Source organism: Maritalea mobilis (genome assembly GCF_004363175.1).
GTDB lineage: Bacteria > Pseudomonadota > Alphaproteobacteria > Rhizobiales > Devosiaceae > Maritalea > Maritalea mobilis.
In genome coordinates this window covers 121,392-146,552 of sequence record NZ_SNYR01000002.1, presented here as the reverse complement: position 1 = coordinate 146,552, position 25,161 = coordinate 121,392, and the positions used below count along the sequence as shown (strand labels likewise).

Below are 25,161 nucleotides of genomic sequence, written 5' to 3'. Positions count from 1 at the left end.
TATTATGTCAATATAGTTACGAACGTAACTAATTTGGAGGAAGACATGAAAATCGAACAAATTCACCATGTGGCCTATCGTTGTAAGGACGCAAAAGAGACCGTTGAATGGTACACAAAGATGCTCAATATGGACTTTGTGCTCGCCATCGCTGAAGATCACGTGCCATCCACCCATGAGCCAGATCCTTATATGCACCTGTTCCTAGATGCGGGTAACGGCAATGTGCTGGCCTTCTTTGAATTGCCAACAAAGCCTGAAATGGGCCGTGACGAGAATACGCCGATTTGGGTGCAACATATTGCGTTTAAAGTGAAAGGTCGCGATGAGTTGCTCGAATATAAAGAGCATCTTGAAAAGAACGGTGTTGAAGTTTTGGGCGTTACCGACCATTCAATCTTCCACTCCATCTATTTCTTCGATCCAAATGGCCATCGCGTTGAATTGGCGTGTCCTGATCCAAAAGAAGAAGAGCTGCTCAAGCGCTTGGATTCAGTGAAATGGGACATGTTGGAAGAATGGTCACGCACCAAAAAAGCGCCAAAACACGCTGATTGGCTGCACCAAAAAGAACTGGCGGACGTTTCTTAAACAATACGCTTAGGCCTAAGAAAGGCCGTATTTTTGAACTCATCTATCACGCAATTGTGAGTGCGTCGCAGCTGATTTGCGCGCATTCACCGATGCAATTGTCATCTTTCAATGGCATAATTGCTTTGATCGGGCATAGCATGAACCATGCATGTGATAGGGAGATTAGAATGAAGTTTAAGTTGTTTTTGGCCGCCGCTACATCAGTTGCTTTGGCCATGGGTGCCGTTTCCAGCGTAAGCGCACAGGGCGATGTGATCGCTGAGCGTCAGCAAGCCATGAAAGATATGGGTGCTGCCCTTAAAGCAGGCAAGCCGGGTGATGTTGCGCCATTGGCTGCAAAGCTCAAAATGTTGTTCCCAGAAGGCTCAACAAGCGCTGATTCTGAAGCAACAGATTTGATCTGGCAGGAATGGGATGAGTTCGTTGCCATTTTTGACAAGCTCGAAGCAGATTCAATGGCAGGCGCAGATGCCCGCACATTGGGTGGCTCTTGCAAAGAATGTCACGACAAATATCGCGAGCAAAAAGGCTAAGTTTTAGCCATTTCGTTGCTTAGATTTGAGGGGGCCGAAAGGCTCCCTTTTTATTTGTGGACTGAATTTTTTCATTTTGGCTTGATTTTCTTAGCGCTTTTCGCTCAAAGTGCGCTCATGAAGCAAAACCGTAACCAAATCTGTATTATTGGCTGCATTATTATCCGCTAAATTTTAGCGGCGCGGTTTTGTATTGTCTTCTGTCATTTAAATTGCAAAATCCTCGCCGCTGACGGCCAACCGTGGCCGGTTGCAAAACCAATTTTGGGCTGAGGGAAATGACTGAAATTCAACTTTACAACACACTGACACGCCAAAAAGAACGCTTCGATCCAATCGATCCAAACAATGTGCGCATGTATGTGTGTGGCCCCACCGTTTATGACTATGCCCATATTGGCAATGGCCGTTCTGCCGTGGCATTTGACGTGCTGTATCGTCTGTTGCGCCATGTTTATGGCGCTGAACATGTCACCTATGCCCGCAACATTACGGACGTGGACGACAAGATCAACGCCCGCGCGGCAAAAGAACATCCGGGCATGGAGCTGAACCAAGCCATTCGCGAAGTCACCGAGCGCACCGCCGCGCAATATCAATCCGATATGCATGCACTCGGCAATCTCGATCCAGATTTACAGCCCCGCGCCACAGACAATATCGCGCAAATGATCACCATGATTGAAACGCTAATCGAAAAAGGCCATGCCTATGAAGCAGGCGGAGAGGTGCTGTTTGATGTCACTTCCATGGCAGACTATGGCAAATTCTCCAACCGCAATCTCGACGAGCAGCAAGCTGGTGCCCGCATCGAAGTGGAGGAACACAAGAAAAATCCTGGCGATTTCGTGTTGTGGAAGCTGTCCGATGAAAATCTGCCCGGTTGGGATAGCCCATGGGGCAAGGGCCGTCCGGGCTGGCATCTAGAATGTTCTGCCATGACCGAGCGTTATTTGGGCAAAGTGTTCGACATTCACGCTGGCGGTATCGATTTGGTGTTCCCGCACCATGAGAATGAAATTGCGCAGTCGCGTTGTTCACACGGCACGGATCGCATGGCCAACTATTGGTTGCACAATGGCTTTTTGCAGATCGAAGGTGAAAAAATGTCCAAGAGCTTGGGCAATTTTTACACTATAGCTGACCTGCTGGAGACTGAAAATTTCGGCAACCGCAAATGGCCGGGCGATGTGTTGCGCCTTGGTTTGATCATGACAAATTACCGCGAGCCGATCGATTTCACCCTGAAACGGCTTGAAGAAGCTGAGAAAAACCTTAATCGCTGGAAGGCGACAATGTTGAAGCTGGGGTTGGATTTTGTGGAGGAAAACCGCGCCGAATATGAAGCTTTAGGCCCATGTTCAAAGCTGTTGGCCCATTTGGCGAACGATATGAACATGTCAGGCGTGCTGGCTGAATTGCACCGCCATGCGGGTGGTGATCGTGAGCACAATGCGCGGCGTCTCTTCGGTTCGATGCAGCTTTTGGGTCTGGTCAGTTTTGACGGCATGAAAGCCTATCAGGCTGCGCAAAATGCAGGGCCAGAGCACGAGCAGGCAGACGAAATTGAAGCCAAAATTCAAGCGCGTTTGGATCATTTGAACGCCAAAGAATGGGGTGAGGCAGACGCGATCCGCGATGAACTCACCGCCATGGGCATCAAACTGAAAGACGGCAAAGACGAGGCGGGCAACCGCATCACCAATTGGGAGGTCGCATAAATGTCTGAAACGATTCACACTGGGGGCTGCCAATGCGGCGCAGTGCGCTATAAAGCATTGGGCGACGAATATGGCGGGTCGATCTGCCATTGCCGCATGTGCCAAAAACAGTCTGGCAGCTATTTTGGCGCATTCGCCACCTTCAGCAACGACAAGGTGAGCTGGACGCGGGGGCAACCAAGCTATTTCCAAAGCTCCACTGTGGCCAAGCGTGGTTTTTGCAAAGATTGCGGCACTCCGCTCACCTATGAGTGGGACCGCGATGGCATTTCATTGTCCATTGGCAGCTTTGATGATCCCAACAAAGTTTCCCCCACAAAGCAGCTTGATTATGCAGCGCGCATCAAAAGCTTTGATCATTTGCACGAATTACCTATCCGCCCGGAAGATCCTGAGTTTCAAGCACAGCTTTCGAGCATGAAAAACTTCCAACATCCCGATCACGACACAGCCGAATGGCCCGATAGTCAGGACTGAACATGACCAAAGAACGCCTATATTTATTCGACACAACATTGCGCGATGGTGCCCAAACAGCGGGCGTAGAGTTTTCAGTTGAAGACAAAATTACCATCACCAAATTGCTCGATAATTTAGGCGTTGATTATATTGAAGGCGGTTACCCTGGTGCCAATGTAGTTGATACCGAGTTTTTCGAAAAAGACCGCACCAAAAACGCCACGTTCACCGCCTTCGGCATGACCAAACGGGCAGGACGCTCGGTTGAAAACGACCCCGGTGTGCAGGGCCTGCTCAACTCAGCGGCCAAAGCGATCTGCTTCGTGGCCAAAGCGTGGGACAAGCAGATCGAAATGGCCATGGGCATTTCGCAGGCCGAAAACATCGAGGCCATCCAGTCCAGCGTTGAAGCAACGCTCAGTGCAAAAAAAGAATGTATCGTCGATTGCGAGCATTTCTTTGATGGCTACAAGTCCAATCCGGATTATGCGATCTCCTGCGCTAAAGCAGCCTATGATGCAGGTGCCCGTTGGGTCGTGTTATGCGACACAAATGGCGGCACAATGCCTGATGAGATTGAAGCCATCGTCACCCACGTGCAGCAATCTGTGCCCGGCAGTCACCTTGGTATCCATGTGCATAACGACACAGAGCAAGCCGTTGCCAACACTTTGGCTGCTGTGCGGGCAGGCGTGCGCCATGTGCAAGGCACATTGAATGGCATTGGCGAACGATGCGGCAATGCCAATATGATCTCATTGATCCCAACTTTTGCGCTTAAAAAGCCTTTCTGTGATGAGCTGGAAATCGGTGTCGGGCAGAAAGAACTCGAAGGGCTCACTTCGCTATCACGTCAGTTTGACGAATTGCTAAATCGTGCCCCGGCGCGGCAAGCGCCTTATGTGGGTGCTTCTGCATTTGCCACCAAGGCGGGCATTCATGCTTCTGCCATTCTTAAAGACCCATCGTCATATGAGCATATTGATCCTGCCGTGGTGGGCAATGAGCGCAATGTGATGGTGTCGCAACAAGCGGGTAAGTCCAATCTGCTTACTGTGTTGGAGCGGGTAGGGCTTAAAATCGAAAAGGATGATCCACGACTGGATCAACTCCTGCGCAAAGTGAAAGAGCGCGAAGCGCGTGGCTATTCCTATGATGGCGCAGATGCGTCATTCGCTTTGCTGGCGCGCCGCACCTTTGGCCAATTACCGCAATTTTTCCGAGTAGAAAGCTTCCGCACTTCGGTTGAGCGGCGTTACAACGCCAATGGCGATTTGATCACTATGTCAGAAGCGATTGTGAAAATCGAAGTAGATGGCGAAATGCTCATGTCTGTGGCTGAAGGTAACGGCCCGGTCAATGCGCTCGATTTGGCCATGCGCAAAGATTTGGGCAAATATTCGGACCGAATTGATGACCTTGAATTGGTCGATTTTAAGGTGCGTATCCTAAACGGCGGCACGGGCGCGGTCACCCGTGTATTGGTTGAATCTAGAGATAATACTGGTGAGCGCTGGTTTACCGTAGGTGTTTCTCCAAATATCATTGATGCATCGTTCGAGGCGCTGTATGAATCAGTGACTTATAAACTTATGAAAACCGAGTCTTAATGGAGTAATGGGCCAAAAAGGGTGCCAATCTTTAAGACTAAGGGGAGGCAAAACTGGCTGATACGGCATCAAAATCTAATCTTTATGTGGCATTGGGCTTTGCAGCCGCAACCACTTTGATTGTAGGCGGCGTTGTTGTTGCACCCGCCATTAATGCTTGTACCGGGCAAAATGGCCCGTTTTTGAGCTGCGTGGTGGATCAAATCACCAATCGCACGCCAACGGAACAAAGCGCCAAACTGGCTACAGGGGCGGAGCAAACGTCAGAGGAGGCTGCTGATCAAGATCGCCTTGAGGCAGAACCAGCAGCTTCTGAAGAGGCGCAAACAGGCGAAACCCAAATCGCCCCGCCGCTTTTCCCGCCTGATTTCACAATCGCCCGCGCCAGCCCTGATGGTTCAGTTGTTATTGTCGGCACTGCCGATCCGCGCGACACGAAGATTATTGCCCGTGCCAATGGCGAACTGATTGGCGAAACTGCGCCTGAATCCAACGGCGAGTGGGTGATCGTACCGGAACAGCCATTGATCACTGGCGGTGTGGAAGTCACCGTAGAATCCATCAATCCAGACGGTTTGGTGGCGCGTTCTAACAAGTCCAAAGTTGTGCTGATTTACCCAACGATGGATCGTGAGCCAATCGTCATTGCCAGCGAGCCAGGCGAGGCAAGCGAGATCATTCAGGGATTAGATCGCTATCCTGAGCAAGTTGCAGATGCGCCAACCGAATTAACCGAGGCAACACCGGAAGCAGAGGCAGCGCCAGAGGAAGCTGAAACTACTGAAGTGGCTGAAGCTGACGTGAGCACTGACGCTCCAGCGGTTGAGGAAAGCGCCACAAGCGAAGCCGAAACTGAAAAGCAACCTGCTGAAGAAGCTGCGCCAGCAGAAACCGAAGTCGCAACGGCTGAACCCGTTGAAGCAGACGTGACATCAGACGACAGCACTTCAGAAACAGAAGCGCCAGTTGAATCAGAAGTTGAAGTGGCTGAATCAGAACCTCAAGAGGAAGCGACAACCGATTCAAATGATTCCGAAAATCAGCCTGAGGTTGAAGTGGCAGAGGCTGCAGAACCTGCCACGAGTGAGGCTGAAACCCCGGCTGAACCAGAAGTCGCAACTGAAGTAACACCCGCTCCTGTGGAAACAGAAGCAGCGCCAGCCGAAACACAAACTGATGTTGCCGCAGTTGAACCAGAGGCTGTTGAAGCACCAGTAGTGGAAGAGACAGCGGACACAACTGCAGATGTGTTGGAAGCGGTGGAAGCCTTTGTGCAGCCTTCTATCGACGCCATCGAAATTGATGGTGTGCAAAACTTCATTGCAGGCGGTGGCCCGGAAGGCGGCGTTGTGCGGCTTTATGTCGACAATGAATATGTGGCCGATGCTGAAGTGCAAGATGGCCGCTGGCTGGTGGAGGCCGAAGATGTTCTCACCGAACCAAGCCAGCGTGTCCGCGCTGACCTGATTGACCCGAACACCGCAAGCGTTATTGCGCGTGCCGAGGTCAATTTCGTGGTGCAACGCATCGCAACCGCACAAGCTGAGGCTGCTACAGAAGCCGAAGCTCCTGCGGCCAGCGAAGAAACTTCAACGCCAGCCGAAGAAGCACCTTCTGAACCAGCGCCAGCAACTATGGCAGATACAACAGGGCCAGAAGAAGCAACGGACGCTCCAGCAGAAGAGGTGGTGGAAGAGCCCGTAACCGAAGTTGCCGAAGCACCAGTTGAGGAAGCACCAGCAGAAACAGTTGAAACTCAAGTAACGGAAGAAGCCGTTGAGCAGGCTGATGAAGCGCCAGCACCAACTGAACCAACAGAAGCGCCCGCTGAGGAAGCACAACCAGCTACCGAAGAGCCGATGGTAGAAGCCGCGACTGAAACCGCAGTTGCCACTGAACAGCCAGAGGCAGTAGAAGAAGAGCCTGCGCCAAGTGAAGAACCTCAGTCCGTGGAAACAGCGGAAGCTGAAGCGCCTTTGCCTGCTGAAGATGCAGTGGACATGACCGCGAGCGAAGCCGAAGAGGCGACTTCTGAAGAAACCGCCGAAGCGTCCATTCCAACCATCACAGCCGTGCCGGTTGATGATGCAGAAGGACGGTTCGTTTCCGGCAAAGCCATCATCCGCAAGGGCGATAATTTGTGGACCATTGCCCGCCGTGTATATGGCCAAGGCATCCGCTACACCACAATTTACGAAGCAAACGCCAACGAGATCAGTAATCCAAATCTGATTTTCCCTGGTCAAGTTTTTGATCTGCCAGCCGAGTTGGACCGTAGCGAATAAAATTGCGACTTGCAGTTTAACGTCAAACCCTTTATCGTAAAAATACGATAAAGGGTTTTTCATGTCTCAAGATGATGATTTAGCAACACTCACACGCGCAGTGGGCCATCCCGCACGGGTTGCCATTTTGCGCTTTCTGTCGAAGCAAAAAACACCCTGTTGTGGTGATGTCACCACCTGCATCGATTTGGCTCAATCCACAGTCTCTCAGCACCTCAAAGTGCTGGTGGAAGCGGGCCTTATTGAACGCAAAGGGCAGGGCACCAAAAACTGCTATTCCATATGCAGAGAGCCGTTTCAGCGGCTTATTGCCGGAATAGAAGATATCCTGGCTGAAGACGCCGCCGCCACACAAAAAATCAAAGCGAGCACCAAGTCCTAATGGCAGACAATCAGACCAACAAAAATAAAAAACAAACCGTCAGCGCCGAAGAAGGTGATGTCCTCACGACGGTGAAAAATCTTTGGCCCTATATGTGGCCAAGCGACCGACCAGAACTCAAAATGCGGGTCATTTTGGCGATTGTCGCCTTGCTCGCTGCAAAAGGCGCATCCACCTTGGTGCCCTTCGCCTACAAAGGCGTCATAGATAGCTTGGGCGAGCCGTCAGGCACCGAAGCCGCTATTTGGCTGGGCCTTTCCTTGCCATTCATTTTCGCAATCGCTTATGGCCTAGGCTCTATTATTGAGAGCGGCTTTATGCAATTGCGTGACGTGCTGTTTGCCTCTGTCGGCCAACATGCTGTGCGCCAATTGGCACATCGCACGTTCAAGCATTTGCACGCCTTAAGCCTGCGCTATCATTTGCAGCGCCGCACAGGTGGCTTGTCGCGGGTCATTGAGCGGGGGACCAAAGGCATTGAAACCATTGTGCGTTTCACCATGCTCAACACGGCCCCTGCATTGGTCGAGTTTCTCATCATCGGCACCGTCTTTGTGTGGATGTTCGGTGTTTCCTATCTGGGCGTACTGGTCCTCACCATTTGGCTCTACATCTATTTCACAGTCAAAGCCTCAAACTGGCGGATCGGCATTCGCCGCGCCATGAACGACAGTGACACAGATGCCAACTCTAAAGCCATCGACAGCTTGCTGAACTTTGAAACCGTCAAATATTTCGGCAATGAAGAAATGGAAGCCAAGCGCTTTGATGGCGCAATGGCCAAATATGAAGGCGCAGCCATCCGCATGTGGACTTCGCTCGGCTTCTTGAACTTTGGCCAAGCGGTGATCTTCTGGGTGGGGATGATCGTGATTGGTGTTATGTCGGTTCAAGGCGTTGTCAGCGGTGCCATCACTGTGGGTGATTTTGTGTTGATCAACACCTTCATGATGCAGATTTATCGCCCCTTGAACTTTATCGGCTTCGTCTATCGCGAAATCCGCCAAGGCCTTACCGACATTGAGCAAATGTTCGCCTTGCTGGATCAGGATGCGGAGATCGAAGACAAGCCAAATGCCAAACCGCTGAAAGTGGATGGCCCTGTGCTTAAGTTCAACGATGTGAAATTCCACTATGATCCAGACCGCGAAATCCTCAAAGGCATCAGCTTTGAAGTGCCTGCGGGCAAAACCATCGCCGTTGTGGGGCCGTCCGGTGCGGGTAAATCCACCATCTCGCGGCTGATTTATCGCTTCTATGATGTGATTGAAGGCAGCGTGGAGATCGATGGTCAGGATGTGCGTGATGTCACGCAGAAATCGCTCCGTGCTGCTGTCGGCATGGTGCCGCAGGACACTGTACTGTTCAACGACACGATCGAATATAACATTCGCTATGGTCGTCCTGATGCAACTGATGCAGAAGTGCGTGAAGCGGCGCGTCTGGCGCAGATTTCAGACTTTATCGACGGTTTGCCGGATGGGTTTAACACCCAAGTGGGCGAACGTGGCCTGAAATTGTCAGGCGGCGAAAAACAGCGCGTCGCTATTGCCCGTACCATCTTGAAGAGTCCGCCAATCTTGATCTTGGATGAGGCGACATCAGCGCTAGATACGCAAACAGAGCGGGAAATCCAAACGGCGCTGGATGCAGTGGCGCAAGATCGGACAACATTGGTCATCGCCCACCGCTTGTCCACCGTAATCAATGCAGATGAAATCATCGTCTTGCGCGATGGCCGCATTGCAGAGCGTGGCGATCACGAAGGTCTGTTGGCACAAGAAGGGCTCTATGCGCAAATGTGGAACCGTCAACGCGAAGTGGACGAAGCTGGCGAGCGCTTGCGTAAAGCACGCGAAGATGCGGGCAATGAGGGCTTCATCACCGTGAAGACCGAAGACGAACCCGCTCAATAGGAGCAGGTTCCCAACTTAATCGACGACAAAAAAACGGCCCCGCAAGGGGCCGTTTCACTTTGGAGGTTGGAAAGGGCTAGATTACTCAGCCGCTTCCGGGGTCGGGCGAGACACGATGGTCACACCGTTCTTTTCTTCCGCCAGCAAGGTGCCTTCCACCGGAGTGCGAATATATTGCTTGGCACTATTCGCATGGCCTGGGATTTGAGCATCCGTTGGCTGATCCTGTGCCGCAAGCGCAGGCTCTGCCTCTTGCTCTTCAGACAATTGATCCTCAGCAACGCTTTCTTTCGCCGCATTGCGGCCAGCTGTTGAGGTCCACACCCAAACAAAGAAGTCTTTCCAAACCGCAGGGGCGGAGATCATCACTGGCACCATCACCAAAGTCAGCAGGGTAGAGAAGCTCAAACCTGCAATCACCGCAGTAGCCAATTGAATCCACCAAGCGCCTGATGGGTCACCAACCAAAATCTCGCGGGCAAAGAAGTCGATTGAGACACCCATTGCCATTGGGACCAGACCAAAGATCGTGGTGATCGTGGTCAACATCACAGGGCGCAACCGTTGGGAAGCGGTCATCAATGATGCGGTGATTGGGTCAATGCCTTCTTCGCGGTGGAAGCGGTTAAACGTATCGATCAAAACAATCGAGTTGTTCACCACAATACCCGCCAGCGACACAATGCCCACGCCGGTCATAATAGCCGAGAAAGATTGTTGTGTGATCACAAGGCCCAACAACACGCCCGCAACAGACATAACCACGGTCGAAAGCGTGATGAACACCTGATAGAAGCTGTTGAACTGGGTCAGCAAGATCAAGAACATCAAGAACATTGCGCCCAATCCAGCCTGCATCATGAAGGCGTTGGTTTCTTGAGTTTGCTCGTCCGCACCAGCAAATTCAAAATCCACATTTGACGGCCAGCTTTGCTCACCAATCCAAGTTTTCAACTCTTCCACCTTGGTGGCCGCGTTGATCGGGGTGCCATCTTCTTTTTCGCCCGGCACCACATTGGCCCGCACGCTCATTGTGTATTTCTCATTGCGTCGTTCAATGTTGGCCACTTTCGGCACAGCTTGACGGTCAATAAAGTTAGACACAGGCACCAAACCTTGGTTGGTGATCACGCGCAAGCTATCCAACGCATCAAAGCTGCGTTGGTCTTGTGGCAAGCGCACTTGAATGTCCAACTCGTCTTTCGCGTCATCCGGGCGATAGCTGCCAATGGTCACGCCAGAGGTCACAAGCTGCACATAAGGTGAAAGTTCACGCACCCCAAGGCCAAACAGAGCCGCTTTTTCGCGGTCCACTTTGATCTCCCAGTCAATGCCGGGGAGGGGACGACCATCTTCAACCTCAATCATGTTGCCAAGGTCATTTTCCACATAGTCGCGGATTTCAGCCACAACTGGGGCCAACGCTTCATAGCTTGTGGCAACCACACGCATATTCACGTCTTTACCTGTTGGTGGGCCTTCTTCCGCACCCAGCAATTCAACGCCTAGGCCAGAAATGTGCGCCACATTGTTGCGGATATCTTCAAAGATATCCTTGGCATAGCGACGGTCACGGAACGGCTCCAGCTCAAGCTGCAAGTTGCCGATTGTGTCGGGTGGTGTTGCGCTCACCGCGCCAGTTGAACCAAAGTTCATCACCACATCTTCAATGCCGTCCACTTTCAACACTTCTTGCTCAACTTCGATCAAGAGGTCGCGGATTTCCACGGGCGAATAGTTGCCCCGGCCAGTGATGGCAACGGTGGCATATTCAGGCTCAATCTCTGGGAAGGCCACTGTGCCTGTTGGGTTATTGCCGTAATACATGAAGATGCCGACAATGATCGACACACCAAAGGCAATCACAAACAATGGCCGCCGGATAATCATATTCAAAAAGCGAATATAGACACCGGTCAAGCCAGGCACTTTTTTCGGGTCAAAATGATTGTGCACAGAAAGAGACTTCGCCGCAGCTTGTTCTTTCTCACTCACATTTTTCCGGGCAATCAAACCGCCAATCACCGGCAAGAAGATCATCGCTGTGATCAAAGAAGAGATCAGCGTGATGATCACCATGATCGGCAAATAGCTCATAAATTTACCGATGATGCCCGGCCACAACAACATTGGCGTAAAGGCCGCCAGTGTGGTCGCTGTTGACGATACGATGGGCCAGAACATCAGTTTGGCAGCACGGATAAACGCTTCTTTACGCGGCATGCCTTCTGAAATTTTCCGGTCGGCATATTCCACGATCACGATCGCGCCATCCACCAGCATACCAACGGTCAACACCAAACCGAACATGATCATCATGTTCACGGTGTAGCCCATCAACTGCAGGAAGAAGAACGCCATCATAAAGCTGGTTGGGATGGCAATGCCCACCATGATTGCCGGGCGAATGCCCAACATCGCAATGGTCACAATCATCACCAACGCAATCGCGGTCAAAACAGCAGATTGCAGCGAGTCCAACATGGTTTTGGAGAACTTCGCTTGGTCCAGCATATAGGAATAGTGAATGGTTTTTGGCCAATCCGCAGCTGCTTTTTCAACCGTTGAGCGCACAAAATCAGACGTGTCGATAATGTTCGCACCCAACCGCTTATTCACTTCCAAAATGATGGCAGGTTCGCCATTCACACGGGTGAAGTCGGTTGCGTCTTTAAAGGTCCGCTGAATGGTCGCCACATCACCAAAGGTCACAATGGTGCTGCCATCGGTTTTCAACGGCAAATTGAACACATCTTGCGCATTCTCAATCAGGCCCGGCACCTCAAGGGCAAACTTGCCCTGTCCAGTGTCCAAAGTGCCTGCAGGCACAACCATATTGTTCCGCGCCAAGGCGTCGAACAATTGGTTGGTGGTCAAATTGTAGCTTTCCAGCTTCAACAGATCCACAATAACGTCCAGCACTTCTTCACGGTCGCCGGCCATGCCCACATCGCGCACGGTGGAGATGCCTTCAAGGTCTTCTTGCAGATCTTGGGCAATACGCAACAAAGTGCGCTCTGGCACATCGCCAGAAAGCGCAACAGTGATCGTGGCAAAACCATTGGCTGAGATTTCATGAACCGTTGGCTCATTTGCATCATCAGGCAGTTTGCTTTTGGCGCTATCAACCTTTTCGCGCACATCAGTCAGCGCTTGGTCTTTGTCGAAATTAATATCGAATTCCAAAAACACTGACGCGTGGCCAGTGGTTGAGGTGGAAGTGATATTTTTCAACCCGTCCAGATTGCGCAGCTCATTTTCGAGCGGGCGCGCCAACAAACGCTCAGCGTCGCCAGGGGAAACACCTGTTTGCGACACGGAGACGTAAAGATAAGGCACATCCACATCGGGCTGGCTTTCTTTAGGCAAGTTAATATAGGCCGAAACACCCGCCAGCAGCATCACCAGCATGACGACGATAACGGTTTTCGGGCGGCGGAGAATGTTCTCGAGTGCACCAATCATGATGTTGTCTCTTCGCTTACATTGTCAGCCGCGACAGCTTGCCCCGCGACCACATATTCTTGTCCTACAGTAATAATGTCGACTGAATTTGGCAGGCCGGTCACCCAGATACCTTCTTGGCTATCGCCTGCAATTTCCACGTCATAAAAAACAACTTTGCCATCTTCCACAGCGCGCACGCCCAATGTGCCCTCATTGTCGAGGGTCAACACAGATTGCGGCACCAAATGCGCAGGCACATTGCCCAAAACTGCTGATGCTTCTGCAGTCAATCCAGCGCGGATCGAGTTGTTTGGATTTGGCAATTCAACTTCAACAGGGAAGGCGCGGGTAGAGCTGTTGGCGGTTGGGCTAATGTAAGAAACTTTGCCCTCAATTTCGCGGCCAGTCACTGTTTTCACAGTCACAGGCAAGCCAATTTGCACCGCATCAATTTTGCTCTCTGCCACATCGCCCACAAACACAAGCGGGTCGAGCTGCACCAAGGTCACACATGCGCCGCCAGCGGAAAGCATGTCGCCCACTTGAGCAATCGGGTCATGCACAATGCCACCAGTTTCCGCATAAATTTTTGTGCGGTCCAACTCGGCCTTAGCTTCATCCAATTGTGCCTGTGCAGATTTGAGGGCAGACTCATATGCCGCAGCCGAATTGGCCGAAGCAAAATCTTTTGCCCGCAACTTTTCGTTGGTTTCAAAGTCAGACTTGGCTTTCTCAAGCGCCGCTTCAGCTTGCGCCAAGCGCGCTTCCCGTGTGCCCGCATCAATTGTGCAGAGCAGGTCGCCCGCTTTCACCACATCGCCTTTTTCAACATGGCGTTCATCCAAAATGCCAGTTGTTTCCGCGCGGATGGATACAGTTGCCTTCGCTTTTGTGTTGCCCCGCAAGGTTACTGTCAACGGCAATTGCTGTACGGCAAAAGTCTGCGTGCGAACGGACTGCAATTCGGCCGCAGCTTCTTCTTCGGCGGCCGCTTCTTCCGCAGCAGCGGCTTCAGCCACTTTGGCGTCCTCTTCGCTTTCAATCATGCCGAATTCGGTCATCAAGTCTTTGGCTTTGTCAGCGCCGGGCAAGTCCACGGCATCCAACACTTGGGTTTCGCCATTGCCTGGCCCTTGTCCGCCTTGCACCAAATAGCCAGAGGCCATCCAGCCGCCAATGCCCAAAAGCAGCAAAAAGGCTACGCCATATGACAGTAGAAAACGCATAAATCTTGTCCCTATTCGGCAGCGCGGGCAGGGTGTTCTTCTTCCTGCGCCAACGCGATAATCTCGTGTTTTTGTTCAATCAAATATTGTCGGGCATTGCGCATACAGTGCTGCCCAAAGTTCAAAACCCACCGTTCAGAGGGCTTGGTAAATTCTTTTTCCAGCTTTTTGACGTTCTCAATGGCGTCGTCGCATTTGGCGATCCGCTCATTGATCCGCTTTTCCACCAGCGACCGTGGCAAATCTTCCACAAACCGCAAAAACAGCAAAAATTCCGAGCGGAACATGTCATCGTTCAGCTCGTCATAAAGCGAGTTGATAAAGAACTCGCGCCCTGTTGGGGTGATTTGATAAACCCGTTTGGAAGGTTTGCCTTCTTGCGCCACCGTGCGGCTGGTCACATATCCCTCTTCCTCAAGCTTAGACAAAGCGGGATAGATGGAGCCAAAGCTGGCTTCCATGAAATAGGCATAATCGCCCTCAGTGGAGCGTTTGCGAATGTCATATCCGGTGGTTTCGCCTTGGGTCAAAATGGCGAGACAGATGGTTTTTACATTCATTTAAAAGCGTTGCCTCATATAGGATCGATATATATCAACTCTATATATGACGGAAAATCATAATGGCAAGGTTTCCGCCATCACTTTTTTGTAAAAGGGCAACAAAAGGTAAATTCCAATCCTTCGTACCCAAGCATTCTTACGTACAGAAGTTACGATTGGACTATTTTTCAATGTAAATAGGTGGTTACTGCGCCTTTTCAAGCGCACGCTGCATAATAAGCGCACATTCTTTTGCCTGTGCTTCGGTTGCTGCCGCGGCAAAATAGGGATTGAGGAAGTCGGTCTCAACCTTGCCATAGCGCATGGGCTTGCCGCTTGCCTCGATCAGCGCGCCACCCGCATGGCTTAAAATGGCATGTCCCGCCGCAATGTCCCACTCGCAAGTGGGCGTGAAGCGTGGATAGTGCAGGGCGCTACCTTCTGCCACCAAACAGAATTTGAGCGACGAGCCAACCGACACATCTTCGCACGGGCCAGCTTCATCTAAGAAATATTTGATCGCCCCATGTGCATGGGAGCGGCTGGCCACAATCTTACAATCCAAATCCGGATTGGTGTGGATTTGCTGCCAATCATTCGGCTCGCCGTCTTCCATCACTGCTTTATAAGTGCCGCCAGGGCAGCCCACATAGGCGGTGCCAAGCGCTGGCGCAATAATCACTCCATAGGTGGGAATGCCATGCTCTACCAATGCGATGTTTACGGTGAACTCGCCATTGCGCTTGATAAATTCTTTTGTGCCATCTAGCGGATCGACCACGAAGAAACGATAGCCCAATAGTGGGATTTTACCCTCTGCCACGCTCTCTTCGCCGAGCACGGGGATGTTCAAGTCCTTCAGCTTTTTGATGATAATCGCCTCGCCAGCCGCATCCGCGGCGGTTACGGGTGACCCATCATCTTTGCGCTCTACAGCAATATGGCCCTGATAATGATCAAGAATAATCTGGCTGGCGGCCAGCGCAGCATCAAGCATGCACTGGGCGAGTTCGTCAAATTGAGGCATAGGGGCGCCGCGTCCTAAAGTTCGATCTTGATATCAAGGCCAATATCAAGCGGCACAGCCGCCATGGTAATCTTGCTGGTGGAGATGAATTCTACGCCAGTTTCAGCAACTTTGCGCACACTATCGAGATCAATGCCGCCAGAAGCTTCCAGTCGAGCTGATCCTTTTGCCGCATGCACCGCTTCGCGCAGCATTTTCGGCTTCATATTATCCAACAGCACAGCAGTGGCGCCCGCATCAAGCGCTTCGCCAAACTGTTCCAGCGTGTCCACTTCAACCTCAATCGCAACCAAATGGCCCGCAAAGGCTTTTGCTGCTTCAACAGCCTGCCGCACGCCACCAGCCACCGCAATGTGGTTATCTTTAATCAAAATCGCATCGTCTAAGCCGAACCGATGGTTCGAACCGCCGCCACACTTCACGGCATATTTTTCAAAGGCACGAAGGCCGGGCGTTGTTTTGCGCGTACAGCAGATTTTCGCGCCGGTGCCTTGCACCTCATCCACAAAGCGTTTGGTGAAGGTGGAAATGCCGCTCATATGGCACATAAAATTAAGCGCCACCCGTTCAGCAGACATGATCAAACGCGCATTGCCGCGAATGGTCGCAATGTCTTGCCCGGGCGTAACAAGATCGCCATCGGCCACATGGGCTTCAAACTCTAAGCCATCGCCGATCAGTGTAAAGGCCGCACGTGCCAAATCAATGCCGCTCACAATGCCGGTTTGGCGCACATTCATCACCGCAATGGCGGTGGCGGAAGGGGAAAGCGTGGCTTGCGTGGTCAAATCGCCCGCTTGGCCCAAATCTTCCAGCAGCGCATTTTCCACGGCGCGCCGAATAAGCGGTTGCGCCAATTGCGCGGGCATATGGGGTTGAGAAGCCAAAATCTTGTTCCTTATCTAATTTGGATCATAGCTTTAGCCATCGCCCCGTTTGGAATCAAGCAATCGCGTGCTCTTTCGCCCCTAATTTGTAGGAAATAGTACCGGATCGTCTCCGTCTGCCCACGACGTGAATTTGGGCATAATCGCTTTAAACCGATCACTGGCGAGAAAATAATCAAGCCAGGCAATCAAATGCGGTCGGTCTTGCGCCCAAAACCAATCGCGATCCACATGGGCAAATTGGCGGATAAAGGGCCAAATCCCGAGATCTGCAACACTTAATCTGCCGTGAAACAAAAACCCGCCATCCGCAAGGCGGTCATTGAGCATATCTAAAAAGGGCAGGGCTTCATCTCGCGCTGGATCGCCATTTTCCAAATCATAGCGCGACGGATATTTATACCGATCCAACAAAGGTTTGAATTCGCGGTCTGACTGTTCAATCAACGCATGCATGGCATCCAAATCTTCGCCACCATGCTGCACATCGTCTGGATCACTTTGTGCCAATGCCCATTTCAAAATGTCATGGCTTTCTTCAATCACTTCATTGCCTAAGTCGAGCACAGGCACGGTGCCTTTGGGCGACCGCTCGAGGAACAATGTGGGCTTGTCGCGCAGCAATATCTCGCGCAGCTCAACTTCAATTTGTGCGGCATGCAGCCCAAGCCGGCCACGCATGGCATAGGGGCAACGTCTGAAACTGTAAAGAATAGGTCGGGTCATACCGCTTATATGCCAAACGGCCAAAACATCAGCAACCCGTAAAACAGATGCTCATATGCCTATCTTTGCATAAAAGCTGTGGGTAATTTTACCCATTTCCTTTAATGCCGCCGTTTAACACATTGTAAAACAACGATTTTGTTAATTTTGTGGTTAATTATTTTTGTTGCTATTTGAATAAAATTGATTGAAAATTTCGTTAAGATGTTGTTAACTAGGTCCGTATTTTAAAAATGTTTTAGTAAATAGTATCATGCCAGAAAATGCAGTTTTAAACCTGCAAAGCGCTGACTTTGCGGGTACACAAAATCCCAAGAACGAGAATACGGTGCTGGCGCCACGTCAGGCAGCATCGACAAAACTGTCAGACAAATTTTGGCCAGAGCTGGGCCAATTGGAAAATGCGTTCGACATTTCCCATGGCACCCTGTGGAGTTTTATGAACTTCGAAGGGCGAGCAGCATATAACCCGAATTTGCTGAATGACTTCCATGGGTGGCATCGCAACATCCATGCCTTGAAAGAAGAAATGGGGGAGCACTTCAAATTTGTCGTGCTTGGCTCTCGCCATCCTGATTTCTTTTGCTTGGGCGGTGATCTTGATTACTTCGCCAATTGCATCAACACCAAAGACCGTGAGGCACTTTATGCCTATGGGCGGTCATGTGTGGAGATTTTGCATAAAAATTGGCGCAGCATTGATAGTGAGGTGCTCACCATCGGCATGGTGCAAGGCGACGCCCTTGGCGGCGGTTTTGAATCGCTCTTATCTTTTGACTATATTTGCGCTGAGAAGGGAGCCAAGTTTGGCTTTCCTGAGCAAATGTTCGGCCTGTTCCCCGGCATGGGCGCGCTCACCTTCCTAGGGCGCTCACTGGGCTTTGCCAAGGCAGAGCAGTTGGTGCGCACAGGCCGCACATTAAGTGCAGAAGAACTTTATGAGATGGGCGTTGTGCACATTTTGGCAGAGAAGGGTGAGGGACTGAAAACAGTTCAACGCTTTATCGCCAAAAATGAGCATAAGCACGCCGCGCTCTGCACCTACCGCAAAGCGGCAAAACGCGCCAATCCAATTCCATTTGAAGAGTTGGATGATGTGGTGTCTTTGTGGGCAGATGCGGGCATGCGGATCAGCCCGAAAGAACTTAAGGTGATGCAGCGACTAGTTGCTGCACAGACCAAAAAAACATCGCCCGCAGCTGAATAGTGCGGGCGATTTATTCGTTGGGGGCGAACACCTATTGCGCAGCGGTTTTATCGCTGCGCTTTTTTATTTGCTCAAGATACTCCCGATCAAACTTGCCATTGCCAATTTCCAGAAGGCTTGCCGCGTCTTCATAATTGAGCGGGCGGCACATATAAAAGCCTTGGATTTCGCTCACGCCAGCGTCGCGCAAATATTCAAGCTGTTCTTCAGATTCCACACATTCGGCCACCACGCGAATTTTCAGGGCCTGTCCGATATGGGCCACCGCTGTCGCCACCGCTTTTGAGCTGGTGTTGGTCTCCAGATCGCGGATAAACGAGCCGTCGATCTTGATCTTGTGATACGGGAAGGTGCGCAATTGCGACAGAGAAGAGAAGCCTGTCCCGAAATCATCCAATGAGATTTTTACGCCGATTGCTTGGAACTGACGCAGAATATCGAGGGTGGCCATCTCATCCTGGAAGAAGGCCGTTTCAGTGATTTCCAATTCAACCCGCTCAGGCGGCATCTTGAACCGACGCAATTGAGACTTCAGATATTTTGGAAAGTCCGTATCTTGAAACTGAACCGCACTGAAATTGATTGCGATCGGCGTGTCCGTCGGCCACTTTGACGCGTTGCGAATGGCTTCACGTACCACCCAGCGGCCAATCTCGATGATTTGCCCTGTTTGCTCTGCCACTTGAATGAACACTGAGGGTACAACCCGTCCGCGCTTTTCGTGCGTCCAGCGGATCAGGGTTTCGAACCCTGAAATTTCTGAAGTGTTGGCATCGATGATCGGTTGGAACGAAAGCCGGAACTGGTTTTCTTCCAATGCATATTTGATATCCAATTCCATCGCGCGAACTTGCTGGGCTTTTTGATCCATCTTCGGCTCAAAAAATTCATAGCGGTTGCGACCAAGATTTTTAGCGGCATAAAGCGCCATATCTGCCCGCTTTAACAGCAGGGCAGCTTCGGTCCCATCTTTAGGGGAAATGGCGATGCCGATAGACGCACCAATGCGCACATAATGCGACGCAACATTAAAGGGCTGTTTAAGCGCCTCAATAATCTGGCTCGACAAAATCTCCGGCGTTCGGGCGTGCGGCGCTAACCGCTGAATCACCAAAAACTCGTCCCCGGCCATGCGGCCAACATGGCATTCATCCATGCACACATCGCAAATGCGCTTTGCCACTTGCTGCAACAAGTCGTCGCCCACAGGGTGGCCCAACGTGTCATTCACGTTTTTAAAATGGTCCAAATCGATGAAGTAGACCGCAACTTCCTGATCAGACTTGTTGTTCTCCAACACTTCGCGGAAGCAATTTTGCAAGGAAGTCCGGTTCATCAAGCCAGTGAGTTGATCAACAAGAGCGAGGTTGCGGATCTTGGCTTCAGCTTTTTTCTGGGCGGTCACATCAGCGAACACCAAAACGCGATTGCCGGTCGATGTTTGTCGCGAGGAAACGGCAACAAAGCGCTCATCTTCCAATTGGATGGTGTGTTCAAAATTTGCTTTGGCTTGGTCCGCCTCCACGTCACCTTTCCAAATGAAATGATCCCGGTCAGCGGGATGGATCAATTGCAGCACTTCTTCGAACGATTCGCCCTTATGCAGCTTGTCTGGCGGGCAGCCCAGAATGTCACAGAGAATCGGGTTCCACACCAAAAGCTTGTTGTCGCGGTCAAACATGCACAAGCCGTGCGACATGTTCTTAAGCGCGCCATCAAACAAATTTGCTTGCTGCTCAAACGAATCCGCCAGCTCTTTATTGCGTTCCCGCGTCTCAAGCGCGTTGATGATGGTCTTGCGCACAGCGAGCGTAATGTCGGTCATACCGAACATAAAGATCAGAAGGGCAGCGCCAACCACTTCGTAGAACAATGTGTCATGCAGCACCAAGCCGAGGCCCATCGGGACCGACGCAAAATAAAGTTGGCCGAGAGCAACCCAAGGGCGGCTGGCATTGCGGCCAGCGATAGAGGCCGCGTAAGCAGCCGTTGTGGTGGTGAGCATCAAATGAATGGCGCCATTGTCGATGCGCAAAACGGCGAAGAACGTAACCATGCCCAAGCAAAGTGAAAAGGCCGTGCCGCCAATGGCATAGGCCCATTCCCACTCATTCACATTTTGGGCGTTTACAGGCTGGCCAGAGCGCAAATAGTAAATGCCCAACACAATGCGACATGCAGCAATAAGCACCACTGCATAGGCTAAATTTTGCACCAAATGATCATCGGCTGCGAAAGATAAAACAGCCGCGATAAACAAACCTGCAACTGCACCAGAGATGAGCGAAGCAAATGGATGGAATAACCCATCTACCAGTTGCGCCCGGATGGTTACAGAGAGATTTTTTTCGGACTGAATTGTTTCTAATAGTCTTTTAAACATATGATCACCAACACACAATTGGACGATGCTAGACGCCATGCAATGAATTATTCTTATATCAAGAATTTAGAATATATTCTTCTTCAAATAGTTAAGTTTTTTCCCAAATTCCGATTATCTTTCACCATTGCGCATTTCGGCCCTTTGCTCTAGGTTTAATTTCAACATGTAACACATCGTCATTGGGGCGCCGCAACAGCGTAGCGACCCGGACTGGATGGAGCAATTAGAGTGACCGATAAGATTCGGTCCGCAAACCAGAAACGCCCAGCGCAGCCCCCTATAAAGGGCACAGGTGAGGGGCATTTGGCAACTGGTCCAAAGGACCAAGGCGCCAGAGGTGGCCATGGGCGATCTCCTGGCCAATCGCGGACCCATAAACGAAATGGCCAACGCCACACAAGTGCCCGCAGCCATGCTCGCCCCAACATTTACGGGGCGTTGGACCTTGGCACAAACAATTGCCGATTATTGCTGGCAAGGCCCACTGACAGCGGGTTTAAGGTCGTTGATGGCTTCTCAAAAATTGTGCGCTTAGGCGAAGGTTTGTCCACCACCGGTGCGCTTTCCCCCGCGGCGATGGATCGCACGATTGATGCGTTGAAACAGTGCCAATCCAAAATAGGTAACCATAAAATCGCAAAGTTGCGGCTGATTGCCACTGAAGCGTGCCGCTCAGCCAGCAATGCCGAAGCATTTTTATCTCGCATTCGCACGGAAACGGGAATCGAGTTGGAAGTTGTTGACCGGAAAACCGAAGCGCAACTGGCCGTAACTGGCTGTGCCGATTTGGTGGAACCGGGCGTCAGCGGCGCGGTTATTTTCGATATTGGCGGCGGCTCATCGGAATTGGCATGGCTCGATTTCCGCGGTGGCCGTCCCAAAGCACGCGGCAAAATGGCCGCGTCAATCCGTTCGTGGCAGTCACTGCCTGTCGGTGTGGTGTCGATTGCCGAAAAGTTTGATGGCGTCAATGTTACCCCCGAAAGCTTTGAAGAAATGATTGCCTATGTGCAAACCCATCTGAAGCGCTTTAAGGGCCGCGAGAAACTGAAGCGGGCGATCACCGAAAGCAAGATGCATCTGGTGGGGACATCGGGTACCGTCACCACGCTAGCTGGCCTTCATTTGGGTCTAGAGCGATATGACCGCTCGAAAGTCGATGGGCTTTGGATGGGCGAGCAACATGTGATCGACACCATGCGTGTGCTGTTGAACATGAATTATGACCGCCGTGTCGCCAACGCCTGCATCGGCCGCGAGCGTGCCGATCTCGTCATCCCCGGCTGCGCCATTTTCGAAGCCATTCGCCGCGAATGGCCATGCGACCGAATTCGCGTGGCCGACCGTGGCTTGCGCGAAGGCATCTTGATCTCCCTAATGTCCGAAGACCGCGTCTGGTCCAAACGACCGGGGAAGGGGCATGGGGCGCAGTTTGGCAAAAAGCCTTATAAAAAGCGGGAAAAAGGGGCGAAATCATCATGAGTAAAAAGCCAAATAAACCCGGTGGTGGGGGCAAAAAAGCCCGTGGTAAATCCATTGCGAAGGCAGCGGGCAAAGCCAAATCAAAAGCGTCTGACCGCAACTTGAAAACGCGAGTGAAGACGGCGAAGGGCCGCAAAATCTCGTCGACCCTTTGGCTGCAGCGCCAGCTGAATGATCCCTATGTGCAACGCGCCCAGAAAGAGGGGCGCCGTTCCCGTGCAGCCTATAAGCTGATTGAGCTGAATGAAAAGCACAATCTGCTGCGCCCCGGCATGCGGGTGGTTGACCTTGGTTGCGCACCCGGCGGCTGGTGCGAAGTGGCCACTGAAATTATGGGCGCTGACGCCGACGATCCCAAAGTTGTGGGCATTGACTATCTCGAGATGGAAGCCATGCCCGGCGTGATTTTCCTGCAAAAGGATTTCAACGATGATGACGCGCCAGATATGCTGATCGATGCATTGGGCGGCCACAAGGTTGACCTTGTCATGTCAGATATGGCGGCGCCAACCACGGGCCATAAGGCGACCGACCATTTGCGCATCATGGCGCTGGTGGAGCTGGCGGCCGATTTCGCCATCCAGATTTTGAAGCCGGATGGCGCATTTGTCGCCAAAGTGTTCCAAGGCGGCACCGAGAACGAGTTGCTGGCACATCTGAAACGCCACTTTAAATCAACGTTCCACGCCAAGCCTGCAGCATCGCGCAAGGATTCGTCTGAAAGCTACCTTATCGCCAAGGGCTTTAAAGGCTAGCCAACAGGATCAACTTGGATCCGCTGCACATCTTGCGTTTCGTCGTAAGGATGCGAGACCGTGTTGATAAAGCGCAGTTTATCACCCACCATAATGCGAACGGTGAAGCCGGGCGTGACAGCACCCTTCAACACAGCGCAATCAGCTTCTAGTTTGAAGGGGAACGGCACTTGCTTTCCCGCGCTGCCAAACTCTGTTTCAGCAAAAATTTCCGCTGCTTTGTCAGCGATGCCTTGCTCTTCTAAACGTACGCTGATCACTGCATTTTCCGGCAGGGCAATGCGTTGCACATAGAAGACTTCACCCTCAACAGTGCAATTGTTGCTGGGTGGAAAAGCTGCTATTAGAGCCGCAAACATCGCGAAATTGATGACCGACATCGATCTCTCCTCAATAAAGGTTACGCCCTTAAGCAACACAAGATTGCGGCAAAATCAGCGCCAGTGGCGCTAAATTATGCCTTTGCCTTGTGCCCCGCAACATCATCGCCCACTTGCTTGGACAGCCCCAAGATGGGCAGCATGGCCAAAGCAGTAACGCCAGCAAGAATGAAGAACGAAAGCTGCATCTCTTTCACGCCAACCTCAGTGCCATTGATCAGCGCGAACACATCCAGCATCAACGCGGCAAACGCCACGCCAAGCGCGAAGGCCAACTGAATGCTCACTGAACTGATGACGGTCGCCGAGCCAGATTGATGCTCTGGCGTTTCGGCGAAGGTGAGGGTGTTCAAAGAGGTGTAATACATGGAGCGGAAGAAGCCCATAAACAGCAAAATGGACATCATGACCCAGATCGGTGTTTGCGCCGTGAAGAAGCCATGGGTGAGCGCCAAAAGCGATGACATGATGACGCCAACGATCAATAAGATTCTAAAACCAAACACTTGCAGGGCAGGCTTGAGGCAGAACTTCATCAAAATGGCACCGCCTGCACCAATGAAGGAAATCATGCCGCTTTCAAATGGGCTATAGCCAAACCCGATTTGCAACATAAGCGGGAACAGGAAGGGGAAAGCACCCCCGGCAATCCGATAGATGAATCCCGCAATGATCGAGGTGCGATAGATCGGCTCGTCAAACACTTTGAGATCAAGCACCGGGCTCGCCACGCGCCGCGCATGGAAGATGTAAAGCAGGCCCGAGCCAAAGCCGAGCGCGGCCACGCTGGCGCCAAACATCGGCGGCAAGGCGGGCATGGAGATCACGGATAGACCGAAAATAATGCCGGAGAAGGCCGTGCCGGTGAGCACGAAGCCGATAAAGTCCAACTTCCGCTTCTCGCGATAGCCTGTGCCCGGCAGGAATTTGGTGGCCAGCACAATGCCAATTAACCCGATGGGGATATTGATATAGAAAATCCAATGCCACGAGAAATAAGTGGTGAGAAAGCCGCCAATCGGTGGGCCAGCCAAGGGGCCAAACAGCGCTGGCAGGGTGAGCCAAGCCCAAGCATTCACCAAATCCTTTTTCGGGGTGTTGCGGATAAGGATAAGCCGCGACAGCGGTGTCATCATCGATCCGCCAACCCCTTGAAGAAAGCGCGCCGCGACGAAGGAGAACAAAGAGTCTGCAAAGGCGCACGCCAGCGAGCCGAGCATAAACACCACAATGGCCCCGCGAAACACATTTCGCGCACCATACCGATCGGCCATCCAACCGCTGATGGGGATAAAGATGGCCAGCGCCACCAAATAGGAGGCCAAGGCGAGCTTTAGCGAAATGGGGTCGGTGCCAATATCGGCGGCAATGGCGGGCAGGGCTGTGGCGATGACGGTGGCATCCATCAACTCCATAAACAGCGCCACCGCCAAAATTAGTGGCGTGATGCGATCATTCATTGGATTTTGCTTTTTGACTCAGTGGTCCAACCAGTGTAGCTGGCTTACAAGTAGCTGTCACCCCGGATGAATTATTTTTCGTATCAAGCATCTGGCTAATCCCGTTGATAATCATCTGGAGCGCCTTATAGTGAAT

Annotated in this window: 20 protein-coding genes; 11 read left to right on the top strand and 9 right to left on the bottom strand. The window is 51.7% G+C overall.

Features of this window, described 5'->3' with window-relative positions:
• The first annotated feature begins 45 nt into the window (after positions 1–45).
• From ATL17_RS08485 to ATL17_RS08455, 8 genes are all read left to right on the top strand, one after another.
• On the top strand, positions 46–591 hold the full coding sequence (locus ATL17_RS08485) for a VOC family protein (RefSeq protein ID WP_133572381.1): 546 nt from the start codon (positions 46–48) through the stop codon (positions 589–591).
• Between the two features lie 170 nt (positions 592–761).
• Positions 762–1,127, top strand: a complete 366-nt coding sequence (locus ATL17_RS08480; protein WP_166638962.1) for a c-type cytochrome — start codon at positions 762–764, stop codon at positions 1,125–1,127.
• A 278-nt stretch (positions 1,128–1,405) separates the two neighbouring features.
• On the top strand, positions 1,406–2,848 hold the full coding sequence (gene cysS, locus ATL17_RS08475) for a cysteine--tRNA ligase (RefSeq protein WP_166638961.1): 1,443 nt from the start codon (positions 1,406–1,408) through the stop codon (positions 2,846–2,848).
• Complete coding sequence (locus ATL17_RS16910) at positions 2,849–3,325, top strand: GFA family protein (protein ID WP_166638960.1); 477 nt, start codon at positions 2,849–2,851, stop codon at positions 3,323–3,325. It abuts the gene before it with no gap.
• Between the two features lie 2 nt (positions 3,326–3,327).
• Positions 3,328–4,917, top strand: coding sequence for a citramalate synthase (cimA, locus tag ATL17_RS08470; RefSeq protein WP_133572379.1), 1,590 nt, complete (start codon positions 3,328–3,330; stop codon positions 4,915–4,917).
• A gap of 86 nt (positions 4,918–5,003) precedes the next feature.
• Positions 5,004–7,202, top strand: a complete 2,199-nt coding sequence (locus ATL17_RS08465; protein WP_166638959.1) for a LysM peptidoglycan-binding domain-containing protein — start codon at positions 5,004–5,006, stop codon at positions 7,200–7,202.
• A 61-nt stretch (positions 7,203–7,263) separates the two neighbouring features.
• Positions 7,264–7,584 carry an ArsR/SmtB family transcription factor gene (locus ATL17_RS08460; protein ID WP_133572377.1) on the top strand — a complete coding sequence of 107 codons (321 nt, stop codon included), beginning with the start codon at positions 7,264–7,266 and terminating at the stop codon, positions 7,582–7,584.
• Positions 7,584–9,500, top strand: coding sequence for an ABCB family ABC transporter ATP-binding protein/permease (locus ATL17_RS08455; RefSeq protein WP_133572376.1), 1,917 nt, complete (start codon positions 7,584–7,586; stop codon positions 9,498–9,500). Before ATL17_RS08460 ends, ATL17_RS08455 begins: the two co-directional genes overlap by 1 nt.
• Positions 9,501–9,581: 81 nt before the next feature.
• Here the strand turns inward: ATL17_RS08455 and ATL17_RS08450 are convergent, their stop codons facing one another.
• The 6 genes from ATL17_RS08450 to ATL17_RS08425 form a co-directional block, all read right to left on the bottom strand.
• Positions 9,582–12,965, bottom strand: a complete 3,384-nt coding sequence (locus ATL17_RS08450; RefSeq protein ID WP_133572375.1) for an efflux RND transporter permease subunit — start codon at positions 12,963–12,965, stop codon at positions 9,582–9,584.
• Positions 12,962–14,173, bottom strand: a complete 1,212-nt coding sequence (locus ATL17_RS08445) for an efflux RND transporter periplasmic adaptor subunit (RefSeq protein WP_133572374.1) — start codon at positions 14,171–14,173, stop codon at positions 12,962–12,964. The genes ATL17_RS08450 and ATL17_RS08445 overlap by 4 nt, the downstream gene beginning before the upstream one ends.
• Before the next feature lie 11 nt (positions 14,174–14,184).
• Positions 14,185–14,733 (bottom strand): PadR family transcriptional regulator, encoded by a 549-nt coding sequence (locus ATL17_RS08440; RefSeq protein WP_133572373.1) that lies wholly within the window; start codon positions 14,731–14,733, stop codon positions 14,185–14,187.
• 187 nt (positions 14,734–14,920) lie between these two features.
• A complete protein-coding gene (cysQ, locus tag ATL17_RS08435; RefSeq protein WP_133572372.1) occupies positions 14,921–15,742 on the bottom strand; it encodes a 3'(2'),5'-bisphosphate nucleotidase CysQ in 822 nt (273 codons plus the stop codon).
• Positions 15,743–15,756: 14 nt separating this feature from the next.
• Complete coding sequence (gene nadC, locus ATL17_RS08430) at positions 15,757–16,632, bottom strand: carboxylating nicotinate-nucleotide diphosphorylase (protein WP_425462426.1); 876 nt, start codon at positions 16,630–16,632, stop codon at positions 15,757–15,759.
• 78 nt (positions 16,633–16,710) lie between these two features.
• The gene (locus ATL17_RS08425) at positions 16,711–17,355 is read right to left on the bottom strand and encodes a glutathione S-transferase (RefSeq protein WP_133572371.1); all 645 of its coding nucleotides are present in this window, start codon (positions 17,353–17,355) and stop codon (positions 16,711–16,713) included.
• A gap of 253 nt (positions 17,356–17,608) precedes the next feature.
• On the opposite strand from ATL17_RS08425, the gene ATL17_RS08420 reads away from it, so the two are divergent.
• The gene (locus tag ATL17_RS08420) at positions 17,609–18,562 is read left to right on the top strand and encodes a crotonase/enoyl-CoA hydratase family protein (protein ID WP_133572370.1); all 954 of its coding nucleotides are present in this window, start codon (positions 17,609–17,611) and stop codon (positions 18,560–18,562) included.
• Positions 18,563–18,593: 31 nt separating this feature from the next.
• Here ATL17_RS08420 and ATL17_RS08415 read toward each other — a convergent pair whose 3' ends face one another.
• On the bottom strand, positions 18,594–20,945 hold the full coding sequence (locus ATL17_RS08415; protein ID WP_166638958.1) for a putative bifunctional diguanylate cyclase/phosphodiesterase: 2,352 nt from the start codon (positions 20,943–20,945) through the stop codon (positions 18,594–18,596).
• 231 nt (positions 20,946–21,176) lie between these two features.
• On the opposite strand from ATL17_RS08415, the gene ATL17_RS08410 reads away from it, so the two are divergent.
• Entirely contained in the window at positions 21,177–22,430 is a 1,254-nt protein-coding gene (locus tag ATL17_RS08410) for a Ppx/GppA phosphatase family protein (RefSeq protein ID WP_246028669.1), read from the top strand.
• Complete coding sequence (locus ATL17_RS08405) at positions 22,427–23,185, top strand: RlmE family RNA methyltransferase (RefSeq protein ID WP_133572367.1); 759 nt, start codon at positions 22,427–22,429, stop codon at positions 23,183–23,185. Before ATL17_RS08410 ends, ATL17_RS08405 begins: the two co-directional genes overlap by 4 nt.
• On the opposite strand, the gene ATL17_RS08400 is transcribed toward ATL17_RS08405, so the two are convergent.
• Together ATL17_RS08400 and ATL17_RS08395 are read right to left on the bottom strand one after the other, a co-directional pair.
• Positions 23,182–23,565: a YbaY family lipoprotein gene (locus ATL17_RS08400; RefSeq protein WP_133572366.1), complete on the bottom strand. Its 384-nt coding sequence runs from the start codon at positions 23,563–23,565 to the stop codon at positions 23,182–23,184. The genes ATL17_RS08405 and ATL17_RS08400 overlap by 4 nt on opposite strands.
• 74 nt (positions 23,566–23,639) lie before the next feature.
• A complete protein-coding gene (locus ATL17_RS08395) occupies positions 23,640–25,025 on the bottom strand; it encodes an MFS transporter (protein WP_133572365.1) in 1,386 nt (461 codons plus the stop codon).
• Positions 25,026–25,161: the final 136 nt, after the last annotated feature.

Bases quoted from the DNA above. Each gene is read 5' to 3' on its own strand.
- ATL17_RS08480 (WP_166638962.1), top strand. From the start codon at position 762: ATGAAGTTTAAGTTGTTTTTGGCCGCCGCTACATCAGTTGCTTTGGCC.
- cysS (WP_166638961.1), top strand. From the start codon at position 1,406: ATGACTGAAATTCAACTTTACAACACACTGACACGCCAAAAAGAACGC.
- ATL17_RS08395 (WP_133572365.1), bottom strand. From the start codon at position 25,025: ATGAATGATCGCATCACGCCACTAATTTTGGCGGTGGCGCTGTTTATG.
- ATL17_RS08400 (WP_133572366.1), bottom strand. From the start codon at position 23,565: ATGTCGGTCATCAATTTCGCGATGTTTGCGGCTCTAATAGCAGCTTTT.
- ATL17_RS08425 (WP_133572371.1), bottom strand. From the start codon at position 17,355: ATGACCCGACCTATTCTTTACAGTTTCAGACGTTGCCCCTATGCCATG.
- ATL17_RS08455 (WP_133572376.1), top strand. From the start codon at position 7,584: ATGGCAGACAATCAGACCAACAAAAATAAAAAACAAACCGTCAGCGCC.
- ATL17_RS08450 (WP_133572375.1), bottom strand. From the start codon at position 12,965: ATGATTGGTGCACTCGAGAACATTCTCCGCCGCCCGAAAACCGTTATC.
- ATL17_RS08420 (WP_133572370.1), top strand. From the start codon at position 17,609: ATGCCAGAAAATGCAGTTTTAAACCTGCAAAGCGCTGACTTTGCGGGT.
- ATL17_RS08440 (WP_133572373.1), bottom strand. From the start codon at position 14,733: ATGAATGTAAAAACCATCTGTCTCGCCATTTTGACCCAAGGCGAAACC.
- cysQ (WP_133572372.1), bottom strand. From the start codon at position 15,742: ATGCCTCAATTTGACGAACTCGCCCAGTGCATGCTTGATGCTGCGCTG.
- ATL17_RS08415 (WP_166638958.1), bottom strand. From the start codon at position 20,945: ATGTTTAAAAGACTATTAGAAACAATTCAGTCCGAAAAAAATCTCTCT.
- cimA (WP_133572379.1), top strand. From the start codon at position 3,328: ATGACCAAAGAACGCCTATATTTATTCGACACAACATTGCGCGATGGT.
- ATL17_RS08445 (WP_133572374.1), bottom strand. From the start codon at position 14,173: ATGCGTTTTCTACTGTCATATGGCGTAGCCTTTTTGCTGCTTTTGGGC.
- ATL17_RS08485 (WP_133572381.1), top strand. From the start codon at position 46: ATGAAAATCGAACAAATTCACCATGTGGCCTATCGTTGTAAGGACGCA.
- ATL17_RS08405 (WP_133572367.1), top strand. From the start codon at position 22,427: ATGAGTAAAAAGCCAAATAAACCCGGTGGTGGGGGCAAAAAAGCCCGT.
- ATL17_RS16910 (WP_166638960.1), top strand. From the start codon at position 2,849: ATGTCTGAAACGATTCACACTGGGGGCTGCCAATGCGGCGCAGTGCGC.
- ATL17_RS08460 (WP_133572377.1), top strand. From the start codon at position 7,264: ATGTCTCAAGATGATGATTTAGCAACACTCACACGCGCAGTGGGCCAT.